The sequence below is a fragment of the Streptomyces sp. NPDC088817 genome, from assembly GCF_044750345.1.
Taxonomy (GTDB): Bacteria; Actinomycetota; Actinomycetes; order Streptomycetales; family Streptomycetaceae; genus Streptomyces.
Window position 1 is genome coordinate 702,556 of sequence record NZ_JBIVJN010000001.1, and the last position, 15,530, is coordinate 718,085.

General features: G+C 69.3%; 16 protein-coding genes. 8 read left to right on the forward strand and 8 right to left on the reverse strand.

Annotated features, from left to right (window positions below):
- Positions 1 to 58 precede the first annotated feature (58 nt).
- Entirely contained in the window at positions 59 to 4,207 is a 4,149-nt protein-coding gene (locus tag ACIP4X_RS03260; protein WP_401346372.1) for a trypsin-like peptidase domain-containing protein, read from the forward strand.
- Positions 4,208 to 4,285: 78 nt separating this feature from the next.
- On the opposite strand, the gene ACIP4X_RS03265 is transcribed toward ACIP4X_RS03260, so the two are convergent.
- Both ACIP4X_RS03265 and ACIP4X_RS03270 read right to left on the reverse strand, forming a co-directional pair.
- Positions 4,286 to 4,507: a type II toxin-antitoxin system VapB family antitoxin gene (locus tag ACIP4X_RS03265; RefSeq protein ID WP_391453147.1), complete on the reverse strand. Its 222-nt coding sequence runs from the start codon at positions 4,505 to 4,507 to the stop codon at positions 4,286 to 4,288.
- A 171-nt stretch (positions 4,508 to 4,678) separates the two neighbouring features.
- Positions 4,679 to 5,155 (reverse strand): ATP-binding protein, encoded by a 477-nt coding sequence (locus tag ACIP4X_RS03270; RefSeq protein ID WP_391453145.1) that lies wholly within the window; start codon positions 5,153 to 5,155, stop codon positions 4,679 to 4,681.
- A gap of 186 nt (positions 5,156 to 5,341) precedes the next feature.
- Between ACIP4X_RS03270 and ACIP4X_RS03275 the strand changes: the two genes are divergently transcribed.
- Both ACIP4X_RS03275 and ACIP4X_RS03280 read left to right on the forward strand, forming a co-directional pair.
- A complete protein-coding gene (locus ACIP4X_RS03275; RefSeq protein ID WP_358729454.1) occupies positions 5,342 to 6,220 on the forward strand; it encodes a helix-turn-helix transcriptional regulator in 879 nt (292 codons plus the stop codon).
- Positions 6,221 to 6,222: 2 nt separating this feature from the next.
- Positions 6,223 to 6,426: a DUF397 domain-containing protein gene (locus ACIP4X_RS03280; RefSeq protein WP_358729453.1), complete on the forward strand. Its 204-nt coding sequence runs from the start codon at positions 6,223 to 6,225 to the stop codon at positions 6,424 to 6,426.
- Between the two features lie 84 nt (positions 6,427 to 6,510).
- Here ACIP4X_RS03280 and ACIP4X_RS03285 read toward each other — a convergent pair whose 3' ends face one another.
- A complete protein-coding gene (locus tag ACIP4X_RS03285) occupies positions 6,511 to 6,927 on the reverse strand; it encodes a hypothetical protein (protein WP_391453142.1) in 417 nt (138 codons plus the stop codon).
- Between the two features lie 220 nt (positions 6,928 to 7,147).
- Between ACIP4X_RS03285 and ACIP4X_RS03290 the strand changes: the two genes are divergently transcribed.
- The 3 genes from ACIP4X_RS03290 to ACIP4X_RS03300 all read left to right on the forward strand — a co-directional run bounded on the left by ACIP4X_RS03290 (position 7,148) and on the right by ACIP4X_RS03300 (position 8,494).
- Positions 7,148 to 7,381: a hypothetical protein gene (locus tag ACIP4X_RS03290; RefSeq protein WP_391453140.1), complete on the forward strand. Its 234-nt coding sequence runs from the start codon at positions 7,148 to 7,150 to the stop codon at positions 7,379 to 7,381.
- A 25-nt stretch (positions 7,382 to 7,406) separates the two neighbouring features.
- Positions 7,407 to 8,165, forward strand: coding sequence for an SDR family oxidoreductase (locus ACIP4X_RS03295; RefSeq protein ID WP_358729451.1), 759 nt, complete (start codon positions 7,407 to 7,409; stop codon positions 8,163 to 8,165).
- Positions 8,166 to 8,320: 155 nt separating this feature from the next.
- The gene (locus tag ACIP4X_RS03300; RefSeq protein WP_401346377.1) at positions 8,321 to 8,494 is read left to right on the forward strand and encodes a hypothetical protein; all 174 of its coding nucleotides are present in this window, start codon (positions 8,321 to 8,323) and stop codon (positions 8,492 to 8,494) included.
- A 27-nt stretch (positions 8,495 to 8,521) separates the two neighbouring features.
- On the opposite strand, the gene ACIP4X_RS03305 is transcribed toward ACIP4X_RS03300, so the two are convergent.
- The 3 genes from ACIP4X_RS03305 to ACIP4X_RS03315 are packed head-to-tail and all read right to left on the reverse strand — an operon-like array spanning position 8,522 to position 9,816.
- The gene (locus tag ACIP4X_RS03305; protein ID WP_401346380.1) at positions 8,522 to 9,055 is read right to left on the reverse strand and encodes a GNAT family N-acetyltransferase; all 534 of its coding nucleotides are present in this window, start codon (positions 9,053 to 9,055) and stop codon (positions 8,522 to 8,524) included.
- A gap of 28 nt (positions 9,056 to 9,083) precedes the next feature.
- Positions 9,084 to 9,557, reverse strand: coding sequence for a PIN domain-containing protein (locus ACIP4X_RS03310; RefSeq protein WP_391453134.1), 474 nt, complete (start codon positions 9,555 to 9,557; stop codon positions 9,084 to 9,086).
- Positions 9,547 to 9,816, reverse strand: coding sequence for a type II toxin-antitoxin system prevent-host-death family antitoxin (locus ACIP4X_RS03315; protein WP_358729447.1), 270 nt, complete (start codon positions 9,814 to 9,816; stop codon positions 9,547 to 9,549). Before ACIP4X_RS03315 ends, ACIP4X_RS03310 begins: the two co-directional genes overlap by 11 nt.
- A 344-nt stretch (positions 9,817 to 10,160) precedes the next feature.
- Between ACIP4X_RS03315 and ACIP4X_RS03320 the strand changes: the two genes are divergently transcribed.
- Together ACIP4X_RS03320 and ACIP4X_RS03325 are read left to right on the forward strand one after the other, a co-directional pair.
- Positions 10,161 to 10,706 (forward strand): hypothetical protein, encoded by a 546-nt coding sequence (locus ACIP4X_RS03320; protein ID WP_358729446.1) that lies wholly within the window; start codon positions 10,161 to 10,163, stop codon positions 10,704 to 10,706.
- A gap of 172 nt (positions 10,707 to 10,878) precedes the next feature.
- A complete protein-coding gene (locus ACIP4X_RS03325) occupies positions 10,879 to 11,499 on the forward strand; it encodes a class F sortase (protein WP_391453132.1) in 621 nt (206 codons plus the stop codon).
- A gap of 25 nt (positions 11,500 to 11,524) precedes the next feature.
- On the opposite strand, the gene ACIP4X_RS03330 is transcribed toward ACIP4X_RS03325, so the two are convergent.
- Positions 11,525 to 12,307 carry a sulfite exporter TauE/SafE family protein gene (locus tag ACIP4X_RS03330; protein WP_401346385.1) on the reverse strand — a complete coding sequence of 261 codons (783 nt, stop codon included), beginning with the start codon at positions 12,305 to 12,307 and terminating at the stop codon, positions 11,525 to 11,527.
- A gap of 207 nt (positions 12,308 to 12,514) precedes the next feature.
- Entirely contained in the window at positions 12,515 to 15,262 is a 2,748-nt protein-coding gene (gene ppdK, locus ACIP4X_RS03335) for a pyruvate, phosphate dikinase (RefSeq protein ID WP_358729443.1), read from the reverse strand.
- Positions 15,263 to 15,530: the final 268 nt, after the last annotated feature.

Genomic DNA, 15,530 nt, shown 5'->3' on the forward strand with positions numbered 1-15,530 from the left:
CGGGGTGTCCGCCCTGTTCGGCGCCGTAGTCCGGATCCGGCACACGGATGGCCCCGTAATGGGTGGGGGATTCCTCGTCGCCCCTGATCTGGTGTGCACCTGTGCCCATGTGGTGGCACAGGCTCTGGGAACCGACCCCCGTTCGTCCGATCCACCGCCGGGCCGGGTGGAACTCGACTTCCCTCTTCTGGGCTCAACGCTGCCGGAGCCACCACCAAGAGGTGTCCCGGGCGCCGGGTCCGCCACTGTGGTGGGCTGGCGGCCGGTGCTCGCCGACGACACTGGAGACCTCGCGCTCCTCCGGTTGGAGGCGCCACCGTCCCGAACGGCGGTGCCCTGGCTGGTGGAGGCCCACGAGCTGTGGGATCACGCGGTGCGTGTGTTCGGCTTCCCGTCGGGAAGCGACCACGGCGTGTGGGTCGCCGGCAGGCTGCGAGCCCTCCAGGGTGCCGGCTGGGTGCAGATGCAGAGTGAAACGGGACCGGCTGTGGAGCGCGGCTTCAGTGGTTGCCCCGTCTGGGACACCGATCTCGGCGGGGTCGTCGGGATGGCGGTGGCAGCGGGCCTCGGCAGCGGCGTGAACACCAGCTACCTTCTTCCCACGTCCGCGATTCTGCGGGCCTGGCCCGAACTGGCCGAGCACGCCCTGCCGTCCTCGCCCTACCGGGGTCTGAACTCCTTCACCGCACAGGACGAAGAGGTCTTCTGCGGCCAGGACGAAGCCATCGGCCGTCTGGAGAGACTGACCGCCCGGCAGCCCGTCAGCGTTCTGGCCGGGCCGTCGGGCAGTGGCAAGTCCTCCCTTGTGCGAGCTGGGCTGCTGCCGCGGTTGAGCCGAGCAGGCTGGGGGATGGCGGACTTCCGCCCGATCCCCGGGCTGAGCCCGGAACAAATGGTGGCGGGCGCGCTGACGCCGGTACTGAAGGGTGAACTCCGCAACCGGGACCTGACTCGGCACCTGGCGGAGGGGCGCTACGCCGAGGTCACCGCAAGACTCGCCCAGCGGCATCCGCGTGGTCTCCTGCTCTTCGCCGACCAGTTCGAAGAGATCGTCACCGCAGACCATGAAGCGGCCAGAGAACTGCTGGGCCTGATCTCCGCGCTGGCGATCGATCCGTCGCCGTCCACGCCGGTACGGGCGCTGCTCACCGTACGCTCCGGGTCGCTCGACCGCATGCTCACTCAACACAACCAGCACTCGCTGGACGAGGGCGTCATCTTCCTTGCGCCGATGGGACGGGAGCAACTGCGGACAGCGATCACCGCACCATTGGCGGTCACTCCAGGGATCGTCCACGAGCCCGGTCTCGTGGAAAGGATTCTGGACGACGCCGGCGAAGGCCCCGGCCGGCTCCCGATGGTGGAGTTCGCTCTTACCCGGTTGTGGGACCGGCGCCGCGGCGGGGTGCTCACCCACGAGGCGTACGACGGCTTCGACGGGGTCGTGGGCGCCGTCGCCTACTACGCGGAGGAGGTGTACGGCCGGGACCTGCGCCCCTCGGAGCGCGAGCCCGCACGACGCCTGTTCGTCCAGCTCGCACGGCCGGAGGAGGAAGGGGGATTCACGCGTCGGGCGGTACGCGTCGACGAGCTCGACGAAGACCAGCGACGTCTGGTGCCACGGCTGGCCGACCGCAAACTGCTGGTGACGACCCGGGCCGTGGACGGCACGGAGATCGCGGACCTGGCACACAACGCGCTCGTCGACAGCTGGGGCCGGCTGCGGGAGTGGCTGGTCGCTGACCGGGGGTTCCGAGACTGGCAAGAACGGCTGCGGCAGAACCGGCGTCAGTGGGAGCAGTTCGACCACGGTAGCGGCGCCCTGCTGCAGGACCCCGTGCTGACCGAGGCATTGCAGTGGAGCAAGCAGCGACCGCAGGACATCACTTCTGACGAGCATGCGTACATCGAAGCCAGCCTGGCACTGCGCAACCGCCGGACACGGCGTGGACGCCTCGTCACCACCGGTATCGCGACACTTGCCCTGGTTGCCGCGACCCTGGCCGGCCTCACATACACCCGGACCCAGGAGGTCACGCGACAGCTTCACGCCCAAGCCGCCCGGCTGCTCGGTCAGGATGCCCAACGCCAGGCCGATGCCGCTCCGGGCACCGCGGCCCTGCTCGCGTTGTCCGCGTGGCACACCGACAAGACCCAGCCTGAGGCGTACGGCGCGCTTTTCAAGCTGTACACGCGACTGCACGGCGTGGATGCGATCGACGAACTCGGCATCGACCACGCGCTCTTGCTCACCGCTACACCGGACGGCAGGTCGGCTGTGATCGTCGACCAGCGTGGGGTGGCATCCCTCCTCACCGATCTGCAAGGGCACGTGAAGATCCGCGCGTTCACGCGGACTCGGTCGATCACCGAGCACGAGCCGCTGGTAAAGGTCAGTCCCGACGGCCGGCGGGTAGCTCTGCTGGACGACCTTCTGGGTCTCACGGTGTGGGACGTGAAACGCCCCGACAGTCCGCTCCGACTGCCTGTTCCCGCCGGCTGGAACCAGGAAAAGAACCTCCGTGACATCGCCTTCTCCCCGGACGGCTCCCGACTGGCCGCCCTGTTCGGTGGACAGAACCGCGGCGGGACGGTCGAGCGCGACCAACTGGGTCTGTGGGACACCGCCGACGGACACCGGGTCTCAGGCCACACCCTGAGCCACAGTTCCTACTACGAGGTGGATTTCGGCGCGCAGCCCGACAGCGTATTGATCTTCCGCGAAGGAAAGGAGGCCAACAGTTACGTGCGGGTCGACCTGCGTACCGGTGCCGAGATCCGGTCGTTCGGCGTCGACGCACCCGAAGCTGTCGGGCTGCACGGGCAGGTCCTGGTCGACTGCAACTCCAACCAGCGGCTGCGCATCCGTTCCACGAGCGACGGCGCTCCCCTGCGTACGTTCGCGAGCACCAACTGTGGAAGTCAGTTGCTGGACGCCACCGGCCGCTACGCCCTCGTCGAAGAGGTCAGCGCTTCGAGTTCCGCGGATCTGTCGACCGTCAAGGTGGTCGATCTGCGGACCGGTTTGGTCTCCTGGGGCAACACCCCGACGCACGATGTCCTCAAAGGGGCCAGTTATGTCGTGAATCCGCGCGAGGACGGCAGCCTGTCGGTCCACGTCTTGAAGAGCAAGGAGCTACTGCGGTTCACCGTGCCCCGGCCGGCGCGGCCCGTCCGCTATCCGGTGCCGACGTTCACGTCGAGAGCGCTCCTCGGTGGTGGCGGACGATTCCGGGTGCTGGCCGACGAGCTGAATGGAACGTTCAAGTTGCTCGACACCTCCAAAGGCACAGTCTCCACACCTCCGGCTCGCGTGCAGAGGGACCTGTTGGCGGCATGCCAGACGGAACAGATGACGTTCACCTCTGACGGCCGTCGTCTGGTTACCCGCATGGGGAACTCCCTGACTGTCTATTCCACTACTCGTTTCACATCCGAACGCACGATCACGCTGCCCGTACCACCAGGTGTACGGGGCAGTTTCGAGGGAACGTTGGCCGCTGCCGATGACGGAAGCCTGCTGGCGCTCTACGCCGGAGAACTGACGCGCTGGGATCCGGCCACTGGCCGCCCACTGGGGCGACCGCTCTCGCTGGACCGCGGCGCTGAGCTGACCCGGCTGGCCGCGCAGACCGTCCCCGTGCTGCCTCGCCCCGGGCATCCGGCGCAGGCACTCGTGCGTGGGCGGAACGGTGTGACACGCCTGTGGGATCTCGACGAGCGACGCTCTCTCGGCACGTTCCAAGCCGATCCGGACGCGATCAGTGCCTGGCCGACGATGGTGTTCGACACAACAGGCGACACCCTTGCCACGATGAGCAACGTAAAGTCCCAGAACGCTTCGCGCATCGAGTTCCGCCGACTGCCGGACTTCCACCTCCTGGCAGCCCCGGTCCCGGTCGGCGACGACTTCGGTCTCCTCGGGTTCACCCCCGACGGCTATGTGGTCTCCAACGGTGGCGAGAGGCTGCGGGTATGGCGCTGGGGCGCAACCGTGGAGATCGCCGACCTCGCTGTTCCCTACTCGAGGTGGTATCTCCATGGCACTACGGCGCAAGCCTTCACCGATGTCGGATCGCTGCCACTCTCTCTCGACCCCGACCAGTGGCGCGCCACGCTGTGCCACGCCGTGCACCGACCGCTCACCAAAGCCGAGCACGGGCTACTGCCCGAGGGAGCGAACACGGACCGGCTCTGCGGGGATTGAACGGACAGGCCTCAGGGCAGTTCGCACCTGCGACTCGCCTCCCCCCTGGACGTGGGCCGTAGGGACCAAGCAGGTGAATCACTGACTGCGCTTCTCCGCCCGGTGCAGGCGCTCGGCGTCCTCGACGACACCCCACTCACACGCACGCTCGAAGTGACGGCTGATGCACGCCGCACGATCCTGCTGCTCGGCGTAGAAGCGCAAGGCGAGGTTGACCGCCTCCTTCGCAGTCCTGACGTTGGACAGAGCCATGGCACGTGCCAGGGCGTCGTCATCGATGTCGATCTGGGTCACAGACATGCGGCACCTCCCTCAAATATTGGTGATGTACGTAGATTGTCGGCGATGGCGACGATCACACGGCGGCTCCAGCGTGCGGGTAGGCGTACGTCTCGCGACAGGCCGCGCCGTCGACCGCGCCACAGGCTCGAACGTCCAGGCCGCGACCGGGACGATCAGCCGCCTGGTGGCTCACGGAACGGAACTTCCACCACGCAGGTCGGGCGCCGTCGGCCCGTCGGGGCGAGCGGCGCGGTGAGTGACGTCCAGTTCGCACCACACGGACTTCCCGACGGAGAGCCGCTCCACGCCCCACCGGTCGGCGACCTGCCCGACGATGAGCAGCCCGCGCCCGAACATGTCGGCCGGCGAAGCGGCTCGCGGCGCCGGAAGCACCTCGCCCCTCGGGTCGGAGACGCAGACACGTACGGCCTGTTCGGTGAGGGTCAGTTCGACGCGGAAGAGCCTGTCCCGCAGGCATCCGTGCAGGACGGCGTTACCGCCGAGTTCAGAGACCAGGAGGGAGACGTCGTCCGCGAGTTCGGGATGACCCCACTCCGCCACGAGCCGATGGGCCCGGCGCCGGGCGACGGTGACGCTCCTCGGCAGCGGCGTGCAGTCGAGCCGGTCGTACTGGAGCGGGTTGCAGGGGGCGACCAAGTCGCTCACCTCCGGGCGGGGCGGGCAGCACCGGCATCCGAAACGGCGGCGCTGCGTGATCGGTTCGTCGCCGAACGTAGGGGCGGCGGCGGTACAAAACAAGTTAGTCCTGGAAAAATTCGCCCGGACGTGGTTGCAAGGCGGAACACGGGCGCGGGAGACTTGCCGCGCACCGTGGTCGAGGAGGAGCGGAACGTGACCGTCAGTCAGCCGATGTCGGGCAACAGCACCTCGTCGGTGCTGGGGCGGCGCCTGGGCGGAGAACTTCTCAAACTGCGAACCGACGCCGGGCTGACCCAGACGGACGCGGCCAAGGTGCTCAGTTCGTCCATCACGAAGATCACCAAGATGGAGCGCGGCTGGGTCCCCATGCGTGACCCGGACGTCCGCGCGCTGTGCGAGTTGTACGGGGTGCGCGACCCACAAGCAGTGGGCGGCCTAATGGAGTTGGCCAGGATCGACCGTGAGCGCCGCAAGGCCAAGGGCTGGTGGAACGCTTACACGACCCTGGGCGACATGCAGGAATACGTGTCGCTCGAGTACGCCGCCACCGCGATCAAGGCATGGCAGCCGGCCTTCGTACCGGGACTTCTCCAGACCCCGGAGTACGTAAGCGCGTTGAGGGCGGACGGGCCGACCGCCAGCCCTGCGGAGGACAAGGAGTTCGTCGCGGCCCGTCTCGCCCGGCAACGGCGCCTGACGGACGACCGGCCTCTCGTCCTCCAGACAGTGATCTACGAGGCCGCCCTCCGGAACATCCCCGGCGGCGCGAATACAGCTCGCGGTCAGTTGGAACACCTTGCGAAGATGGCGGAGCAGCCGAACATCACATTGCTGGTCTATCCCTTCAGCGCGGGCCCGCACGTGGGACTGAGCAGCGCGTTCAACGTCATCTCGTTCGCCGAACCCGGAGCCATGGACGTGGTCTACCTGGAAATCCCCTTCACGCGACTGTGGATCGAGGGCGGTGACAGGACCGCGGCCCACGACGAACTGTTCGAAGCCCTCGCCGAGCGCTCCCTCAGCGAGCACGACTCCGCCCTGCTTCTCCACCGACTCCACAAGGACTTCTGACCGTGCCCGACTTCCAGTACCGCAAGTCCAGTTACAGCAACCCCGAACGCGAGTGCGTCGAAGTGGCGACCAACATCCCCACCACCATCGCCATACGAGACTCCAAGCACCGCACCGGCCCCGCCCTCCACATCACCCCGACCGCCTGGACGGCCTTCGCGCGGACCGTGCGGGGAGGCCTGCCCTGTGACCGACCAGGCGACTGACGACCCCGCCGAACACTTCCTCGCCTTCGCCGGGATGGCAGCCACACTGATCTGCCACCGCAGGCTTTCGGCCTGAACCAACGCTCAGGTATTGGCGCCTCGTGCCGTTACCTGCCAACGGTCGATCACCTTCCGGTCTTGGACGACCAGTAGCTCATCGGCGAGGTTCACCGGCGTGCAGATGTGGTTGGGGACGACGGCGACGACCGACCCAAGGCGTGGTCCCCGCACACCGTCCGGAAGCCGGACAACGGCGTGATGCTCCCACAACCCGGCGATGGTTCCCTGCGGGAACTGGGGCAGGTATCCGTGGCCCGTCACCCAGGACGACCGGTCGGAGCCGAGGACCTTGCTACCGACGTCCAACACAAAACGGTCAGGGGCGGGAACACTGATCACCGTCGCCGCGGCGACCAGCGCCAGATCCTCCACCCCACAAGTGCCGATGGCCAGTTGGGTGGCGTCATTGAAGACGTAGACACCGGGTCGCAGCTCGTTCACCGCTCCCGGCTGCCACTGCCCCACTGTCGGAGTCGACCCGCCGCAGTTCGCTGTTGCGCTGATCGCCTCGGGCCGGGCGGCGGGACCGCTCATCGGCCGGTACGGGGCCCGAACCGTCACAGCGTTCGGGCTCGGCACCGGTGCGGCCGGGCTCGCCCTCCTCGCGCTCACCGGGATCAACGCACACATCTCCTACGGGTACGGACTGCTGCCGGGCCTCGTGCTGCTGTCGGCCGGCGCGGCGGCCTCCTTCGCGGGAGCCGCCGTGCTCGCCACCGAAGGCGTGCCGCAGCAGGGGACCGGGCTCGCGGGCGGCGTGCTGAACACCGCGATGGAATTCGGCCCGACCGTCCTGTTCGCGATCCTGCTCACGCTCGGCAACGATGCCTCGTCCCTGGCCGCAGCAGGAGCCGCTCTCGCCGTTGCGGCCCTTCTGAACCACCGCGCCGAGTAATCCATCACTCAAGGGAGCCACTGGAATGAACCGCTTCACCGGCAAGACCGTCCTTGTCACCGGCGCAGGCTCCGGCCTCGGCCGCGCGATAGCGCTCGCCTTCGCCGCCGAGGGCGCATCCGTGGTCGCCGCGGGACGCACCGCGGCCTCCCTGGACGAGACGGTCGGCCTCATCGAGGCCACCGGCGGCACGGCCACCGCCGTCCCCGCAGATGTCACCGACTCCGGCCAACTCCGAAACCTGGTGCGCGAGAGCGTTGCCCGCTTCGGCGGACTGGACATCGCGGTCAACAACGCCGGGGTACTCCGCGGCGCGGTAGCCGCCGGTGAGGTGAGCGAGGAGGACTGGGACGCGGTGCTGCGAACCAACGTCACCGGCGTCTGGCTGGCCATGAAGCACGAGATCGCGCACATGAAGGGAAACGGTGGCGGCGCCATCGTCAATATCTCCTCCAACCTGGGCGCACACCGGCGGATCCCGAACGCTGCCGCGTACATCACCTCAAAGGCAGCGGTCTCCGCGCTGACCCGCGCCGCCGCTCTCGACCACATCCACCAGGGCATCCGCATCAACGCCGTCAGCCCCGGCACCTCGGCTGCTCCCATGTCGCTGCGGCCCGGCGAGAGCGAGGCCGACCGTGCCGAGCGAGTGAAGACAGAGAACCCGCTCGGCCGGGTCGCGGAAGCCGAAGAAGTGGCGGCCGCGGTGCTCTATCTCGCCTCGCCCGCGGCCGGCGCGGTGGTGGGCGCCGACCTGGTCGTCGACAGCGGATCCTCGGCCTGACGGTTCGTAGGCCTCGGCGGCCTCCTTCCCCGGCGAGGAAGTCCGCCACGACGGGCTGGAACGCGACGACGCAGGACCTGAACCTGGTCGTCAAGGCGTACGCCGGTTACGACACTTCGGCGGGCTGGAACCAGATCTACCGCTCCGGCCTGTGGATGACGAAGGAGCAGACGGAGGCGTTCGTCGAGGAGTACCGGACGTTGGTGCACAAGTACGTGACGGAGCCGGGCGACCGGCCCCCCGGCTCCCGCCAGATGGCCGTACGCCTGGTCATGCTGCCGAACGAGGACCCCGGCCCCACCCTGCCGACGGAGCCGGACGACGACTAGCGGCGCGGCGGAGAGCGCACCAGGACGCTACATGCCGTCGGGGTCCACGTCCGTGGCAAGGCGCGCGTGGCGTTCGACGTCGAAGCGGGCGCCGTCGTACTCCAGTTTCTGCCGCTCCACCCCCTCCGCCGCGAAGCCGGCCGCCGTGGCGACCGCGCAGGAGGCCGGGTTGTTGACCCGGTGGCCGAGTTCCAGGCGGAAGAGTCCGGCGTCGTCGAAGGCCCAGCGGGCCAGGGACCGGCAGGCCCGGGAGGCGACACCGCGGCCCCTGGCGGCCGGGACGGTCCAGTAGGAGACCCATCCGGTCGCGTGACGCCGGTTGACCGCGCCCACCGCCACATTGCCCAGCACGGTGTCCCGCCTGTCGACGACGGCGAACGCGAAGGCCGAACCGTCCCGCCACCGCTCGCTCTGCCCCGCGAGCCAACGCTCCACCGCGTCCGCCGATGTCACCGGCTCACTGGCCTGTCCGCGCATCAGAGGGTCCGCGAACGCGGTCAGAACCGCCCGCACGTCCCCGGCCGACCAGCGGCGCAGCCACAACCCTGTCGATGCTTCCACGTGATCACGCACCGTCGAAGTCTGCCGCCTACCGGTCGTGAAGCACCACGGGACGGGTGACGGGCACGACGGTGAGCAGGTCGGCCAGGCCCTTGAAGTCATCCGGGTTGGTGGTGAAGAGGGGCAGGTTCTCGGCGATGGCGATCGAGGCGATCATCAGGTCGGCGATGCGGCGCCGGGGCCTGCGGCCCGAACCGACGACGGCCGCGCAGACCCGGCCGTAGACGCGGGCCGCCTCCACGTCGAAGGGAATGGGATCGAACTCGTTCTCGGCGCGCTGGAGGACATCCGTTCGCCGGGCGCGCTCGGCGTGCTCGTCGTAGTCGTCCTGTTCGGCGTTGCCGCGCACCTGGTGGGGGCCCGCGGAGAGTTCGGCCAGGGTGATGGCCGTGATGGCCATCTCGGCGGGCAGCTCCCGCGGGTCGATCCACCTGCGCAGGATCATGATGTCGGTGTCGAGGATTCCCTGCTCGTGCTCGACAGGACGGCGCTCACCGGGCATAGGGATCGTGCGGCTCCTGCTCGACGGTGGCGTCCTGGTCGACGCGGAAGGCATCCAGGGAGATGTCGGGGGCGCTCCGGGACATGGCGGCGAACTCGCCCCGCGGAACGAAACGTCGGCGGCGCCGCAGCGGGATCAGTTCTCCGATGCGGTGCCCGTCCCGGGTGACGGTGAAGGACTGACCACCCTGGACGGCATCCATGATTTCTTTGGACTTCGTGCGCAGGTCGCGCTGAGTGATCTCGGGCTGTGCCGTCATGGGTTCATGATATCGCCCGTGTGCTATCAGGTGCCACACCGTGGCACGCACACGCCGCCTTCCCGGCCCTCGCGCGTCGGTCATCCGTCACCCCCGTGCCGCGCGCCCTTCCGGGTGGTCCTCGACGTGACGTCGGCAGGTTGGGCTTGACCTGGTCAAATCCCCGCCCCGGGGCCCGTGCGGGGCGGGTGCTTCGGCACCCGTTCACCGTATTTCTGACGCGCCCTCAGGGAGCGGCGGCGGGCGTGGGCGCTTTACCTCGGAAGGGCAAGGGCACGACCGAGGCCGGCACCTGCAAGGTGTCGCGGGTCGTGCCGCCGTGGAGCGAGCCCGGAGGAGCACCGATGCGACGTACCGCCGCCCGTCCGCCGGCCAGGGCCGTGGCCGGGGCCGTGCTCGCCGTGGTCGCCTCGTCCGCCGTGGGAGGTCTGGCCGCGCCCGTGTACGGCGCCTCCGGCGGCAGCCTGGAGGTGTCCCCGTACTCGGTCGAACCGGGCGGTCAGGTCACGGTGAACACCAGGGGATGCGGCAAGAAGGCGTCGGCGGCGGGCGACGCCAGCGCGGTCGGCGCGGGGCCCTTCACGCTGGCGCCCGGCTCGCGCGAGGGCGAGGCGGTGGGGCGGTTCCGGGTACCGGACAGCGCGCAGCCGGGGACGTACGAGATCGTCGCGCAGTGCGCCGACGGCGACCGGGAGGTCAAGGGCGACCTGATCGTCACGCTGATGGCCGCGCAGGGGCAGGTGGAGCCCCGGGGGAGTGTGAAGACGGGGGTCGGCGGCGGGCTGGGCCGCGACCCCGTGCGGACCGCGGCCGGTGTGGCGGCTCTCGCCGTCGCCGCCGCGGGCGGTACCTGGCTCCTGCATCGCCGGGCGAGAGGCGACGGGATCTGACGGACACCCTCCGCTGTCCGTCCGCAGGTACCGCACGTCCCCTCCCCCCTCCGGGTGCGACGCCCCTCGCGCCCCGGAGGGGGGTGCGGGGCACCGAGTCCGGGAGGGGTCCCGGAAGGGGCCTGGAGGGGGCCGGAAGGAAGCCCGCGGGGTTCCTGGAAAGGTCGTCCCCATGCGCATAGGCAACACCGCGATAGCGACCGTCACCGTGGTCGCCTTCTGCTCCGGCGTGTGGCTGCTGCACAGCGGCGCCGAGACGCACGCCCCGCCCCAGCCCGGTGCGGCCCAGGGCGTGTTCGACCCCGGTGAGGAAGGGCGCTCCGCCCCCGCGCTGCCGCCGTCCCCGCCCGTGCGCATCCGCATCCCGTCCATCCGGATCGACGCCCCGCTGACCGGCCTCGGTCTGACGAAGTCCGGCAGCCTCGACGTCCCTCCCGCAGGTAACAAGAACCTGGCCGGCTGGTACGAGGCGGGCACCACACCCGGCGAGCGGGGCACCGCGATCGTCGCCGGCCATGTCGACAACGCCCAGGGACCCGCCGTCTTCTACAACCTCGGTGCCCTGAAGAAGGGCAGCGCCATCGAGGTGGACCGCCGCGACGGCGGGGTCGCCGTCTTCACCGTGGACGCCATCGAGGTCTACGAGGCCAAGGCCTTCCCCGACGAGAAGGTCTACGGCGTCGCCAAACGCCCGGAGTTGCGCGTCATCACCTGCGGAGGCGGCTATTCGAGGAGCACGGGCTACCAGGGCAACGTGGTCGTCTTCGCCCATCTGACCGGCAGCCGCCGCTGATTCCGGCGCGGTCCGGGCAAGCGGTCTACGCCACCCACTGCCGATAGGCCATGTTCGCCACCAGGGCGAACACCACCGTCAGCAGCACGATCCGGACGAAGCCGCTGCCCTTCTTCAACGCGGTACGGGCGCCGAGCGCGCCACCCCCCAGGTTGAACACGGCCAGCACCGCCGCCAGTTGCCAAAGGATCACACCCTGCCAGGCGAAGGTGGCCAGGGCTCCCGCGTTGGTGCAGCAGTTGACGATCTTCGCGGTGGCGGAGGCGGTCACCAGGTCCAGGTGGAGCACGGCGGTCAGGGCCAGGACGAGGAACGTGCCGGTGCCGGGGCCGATGAGTCCGTCGTAGAAGCCGATGCCGAGGCCCGCGAGGCCGATCGCCGCGAGGATCCGGCGGCGGGTGGCCGGACCGGGCGCCGGGGCGGTACCGAAGGAGGGGCGCAGGATCACGAAGGTTCCCACGCCGAGCAGCACCACCATGATCACCGGTTTGAGCACCTCGGTGCTCATCCCGGCCGCGAAGAACGCCCCGGCGGACGACCCGGCGAGCGCGGCCAGCCCGATACGGACAGCGGTACGGACGTCCACGGGTGCCCGGCGGACGTAGGTGACGGCCGCGCCGGTCGTGCCGACGATGGCGACCGCCTTGTTGGTGCCGAGCGCGGCGGCGGCCGGGGTGCCGCCGGGCAGTCCCAGCAGCAGCGCCGGCAGCAACAGGAGGCCGCCCCCGCCGACCACGGCGTCGATCCACCCGGCCGCGAAGGCGGCGAGGCACAGGAGGACGACCACGGTCAGCGATATGTCGGGCATGATCGCGACCCTAGGCAGGGATGTGTGGGCAGTCCACGTATCTGAGGGACTTTTGAGGTCCGAGGCCCGTGTGCGCCGCCGGGTGCTCCGACGTCGCAGAGGGGCGGCGTCCCCGCACGGGACGCCGCCCCTCTCCTTTCGTGGACCGGAGTCCACGTCGCAATCGGTCATGAGGGTCGGGGACCACGACGCGGACTCCGGGGTCTGTTACCGGTGGTCGCTGCCCTCCGCCTCGACCGAGGCCCGGCCGGCCTCCAGGCGTGCCACCGGGATGCGGAAGGGGGAGCAGGAGACGTAGTCCAGGCCCACCTCGTGGAAGAAGTGGACGGACTCGGGGTCGCCGCCGTGCTCGCCGCACACGCCGAGCTTGAGGTCGGGGCGGGTGGCCCGGCCGGCCTGGACCGCGGACCTCACCAGGGAGCCCACGCCGTCCCTGTCGATCGTCTCGAACGGCGACACCCCGAAGATGCCCTTCTCCAGGTAGGCGGTGAAGAACGACGCCTCGACGTCGTCGCGGCTGAAGCCCCACACCGTCTGGGTCAGGTCGTTCGTGCCGAAGGAGAAGAACTGGGCCGCCTCGGCGATCTGGCCCGCGGTCAGCGCGGCCCGCGGCAGCTCGATCATCGTGCCGATCGCCAGCTTGAGCCGCGTGCCGGTCGCCGCCTCGACCTCGGCGATGACCTGGTCGGCCTCCTCGCGGACGATCTCCAGCTCCTGGACGGTGCCCACCAGCGGGATCATGATCTCGGCGCGTGGGTCTCCCTTGGCTGCCTTGCGCTCGGCGACCGCCTCGGCGATGGCACGGACCTGCATGGTGAACAGGCCGGGGACGACCAGTCCGAGGCGTACGCCGCGCAGGCCGAGCATCGGGTTCTGCTCGTGCAGGCGGTGCACGGCCTGGAGCAGGCGCAGCTCGTTCTCGTGCGGCTCCTGCCGGGACTCGGCGAGGGCCACGCGCACCGAGAGCTCGGTGATGTCGGGCAGGAACTCGTGCAGTGGCGGGTCGAGCAGGCGGACCGTGACCGGCAGGCCGTCCATGGCCTCGAACAGCTCCACGAAGTCCTTCTTCTGGAGCGGCAGGAGCTGCTTGAGGGACTCCTCGCGTTCGGCCTGGGTGTCCGCGAGGATCAGCCGCTCCACCAGCTCGCGGCGGTCGCCGAGGAACATGTGCTCGGTGCGGCACAGGCCGATGCCCTGGGCGCCGAAGCGGCGGGCGCGCAGCGCGTCCTCGGCGTTGTCGGCGTTGGCGCGCACCCGCAGGCGGCGCTTGCGGTCGGCGAAGGCCATCATCCGGTGGACCGCCTCGACGAGTTCGTCCGCGTCGTCGGCGCCCGGGTGCATCCGGCCCTCGAAGTACTCGACGACCGGGGACGGGACGACCGGGACCTCGCCCAGGTACACCTTGCCGGTGGAGCCGTCGATGGAGATCACGTCGCCCTCCTCGACGACGTGCCCGCCGGGGACCGTCATCCGGCGGCGCTTGGTGTCGACCTCCAGGTCCTCCGCGCCGCAGACGCACGTCTTGCCCATGCCCCGGGCGACGACGGCGGCGTGGGAGGTCTTGCCGCCGCGGGAGGTCAGAATGCCCTCGGCCGCGATCATGCCGTCCAGGTCGTCGGGGTTGGTCTCCCGGCGGACCAGGATGACCTTCTCGCCCGAGCGGGACCACTTGACGGCGGTGTACGAGTCGAAGACCGCCTTGCCGACCGCCGCGCCCGGGGAGGCGGCGATGCCGCGGGCGACCTGCTCGACCTTGGCCTCCTCGTCGAAGCGAGGGAACATCAGCTGCGCGAGCTGGGCTCCGTTGACCCGCTTCAGGGCCTCGGCCTCGTCGATCAGGCCCTGGTCGACGAGCTGGGTGGCGATGCGGAACGCGGCACCGGCGGTGCGCTTGCCGACGCGGGTCTGCAGCATCCAGAGCTGGCCGCGCTCGATGGTGAACTCGATGTCGCAGAGATCCTTGTAGTGGTTCTCCAGCGTCTCCATGATCTGCATCAGCCGGTCGTACGACTTCTTGTCGATCCGCTCCAGCTCCGCCAGCGGGACGGTGTTGCGGATGCCCGCGACCACGTCCTCGCCCTGCGCGTTCTGCAGGTAGTCGCCGTAGACGCCCTGCTGCCCCGTGGCCGGGTCGCGGGTGAAGGCGACGCCGGTGCCGGAGTCGGGGCCGAGGTTGCCGAACACCATGGAGCAGATGTTGACGGCCGTGCCGAGGTCGTGCGGGATGCGCTCCTGACGGCGGTAGAGCTTGGCGCGCTCGCCGTTCCAGGAGTCGAAGACCGCCTTGATGGCGAGGTCCATCTGCTCGCGCGGGTCCTGCGGGAAGTCGCGGCCGGCCTCCTTCTTGACGATCTTCTTGAAGGTGGTGACCAGCTTCTTCAGGTCGGCGGCCTCGAGCTCGGTGTCGACGGTGACCTTCTTGGACTCCTTGGCCTTGTCGAGGGCGTCCTCGAAGAGGTCGCCCTCGACGCCGAGGACGGTCTTGCCGAACATCTGGATCAGGCGACGGTAGGAGTCCCAGGCGAACCGGTCGTCGCCGGCCTGCTTGGCCAGGCCCTGCACGGACTTGTCGGAGAGGCCGATGTTCAGGACGGTGTCCATCATGCCGGGCATGGAGAACTTCGCGCCGGAGCGGACGGAGACCAGCAGGGGGTCGTCGGGCTGGCCGAGCTTCTTGCCCGTCTTCTGCTCGAGCGCGTCGAGGTGCGCGCTCACCTCGTCACGGAGTGCCGCGGGCTCCTCGCCGCTGTCGAGGTAGACCTTGCATGCCTCGGTGGTGATCGTGAAGCCCGGAGGGACCGGAAGGCCCAGGTTCGTCATCTCGGCCAGGTTCGCGCCCTTGCCGCCGAGCAGGTCCTTGAGGTCCTTGTTGCCCTCGGTGAAGTCGTAGACGAACTTCACGCCGTCAACACTGTTGCCGCGATCGGCTACCTGGAGATCTTTGTTTTCCGACACGGGTCTCGACTCCTCGAGGACGCGGTGGCTGCCCTGACGGCGAGGAACATACCCAGATCAAAGGCCGATGGGTACGTCCACTTGTGGGTCATGCGCCCGTAACCAGTCGTCCGCCAGCGGATCGAAAGTCAAGGCTTGGCAAGCCGTCGGGTGCAGATGTTTTCACTTCTTGAACGAATCAACGCTCGTAGACTTGACCTGGCCGCTCAGATGAGCGGCTCTCGTCTCGCCTGTTTTCGATCGATGAACGATCAATGGGTGGCACTGA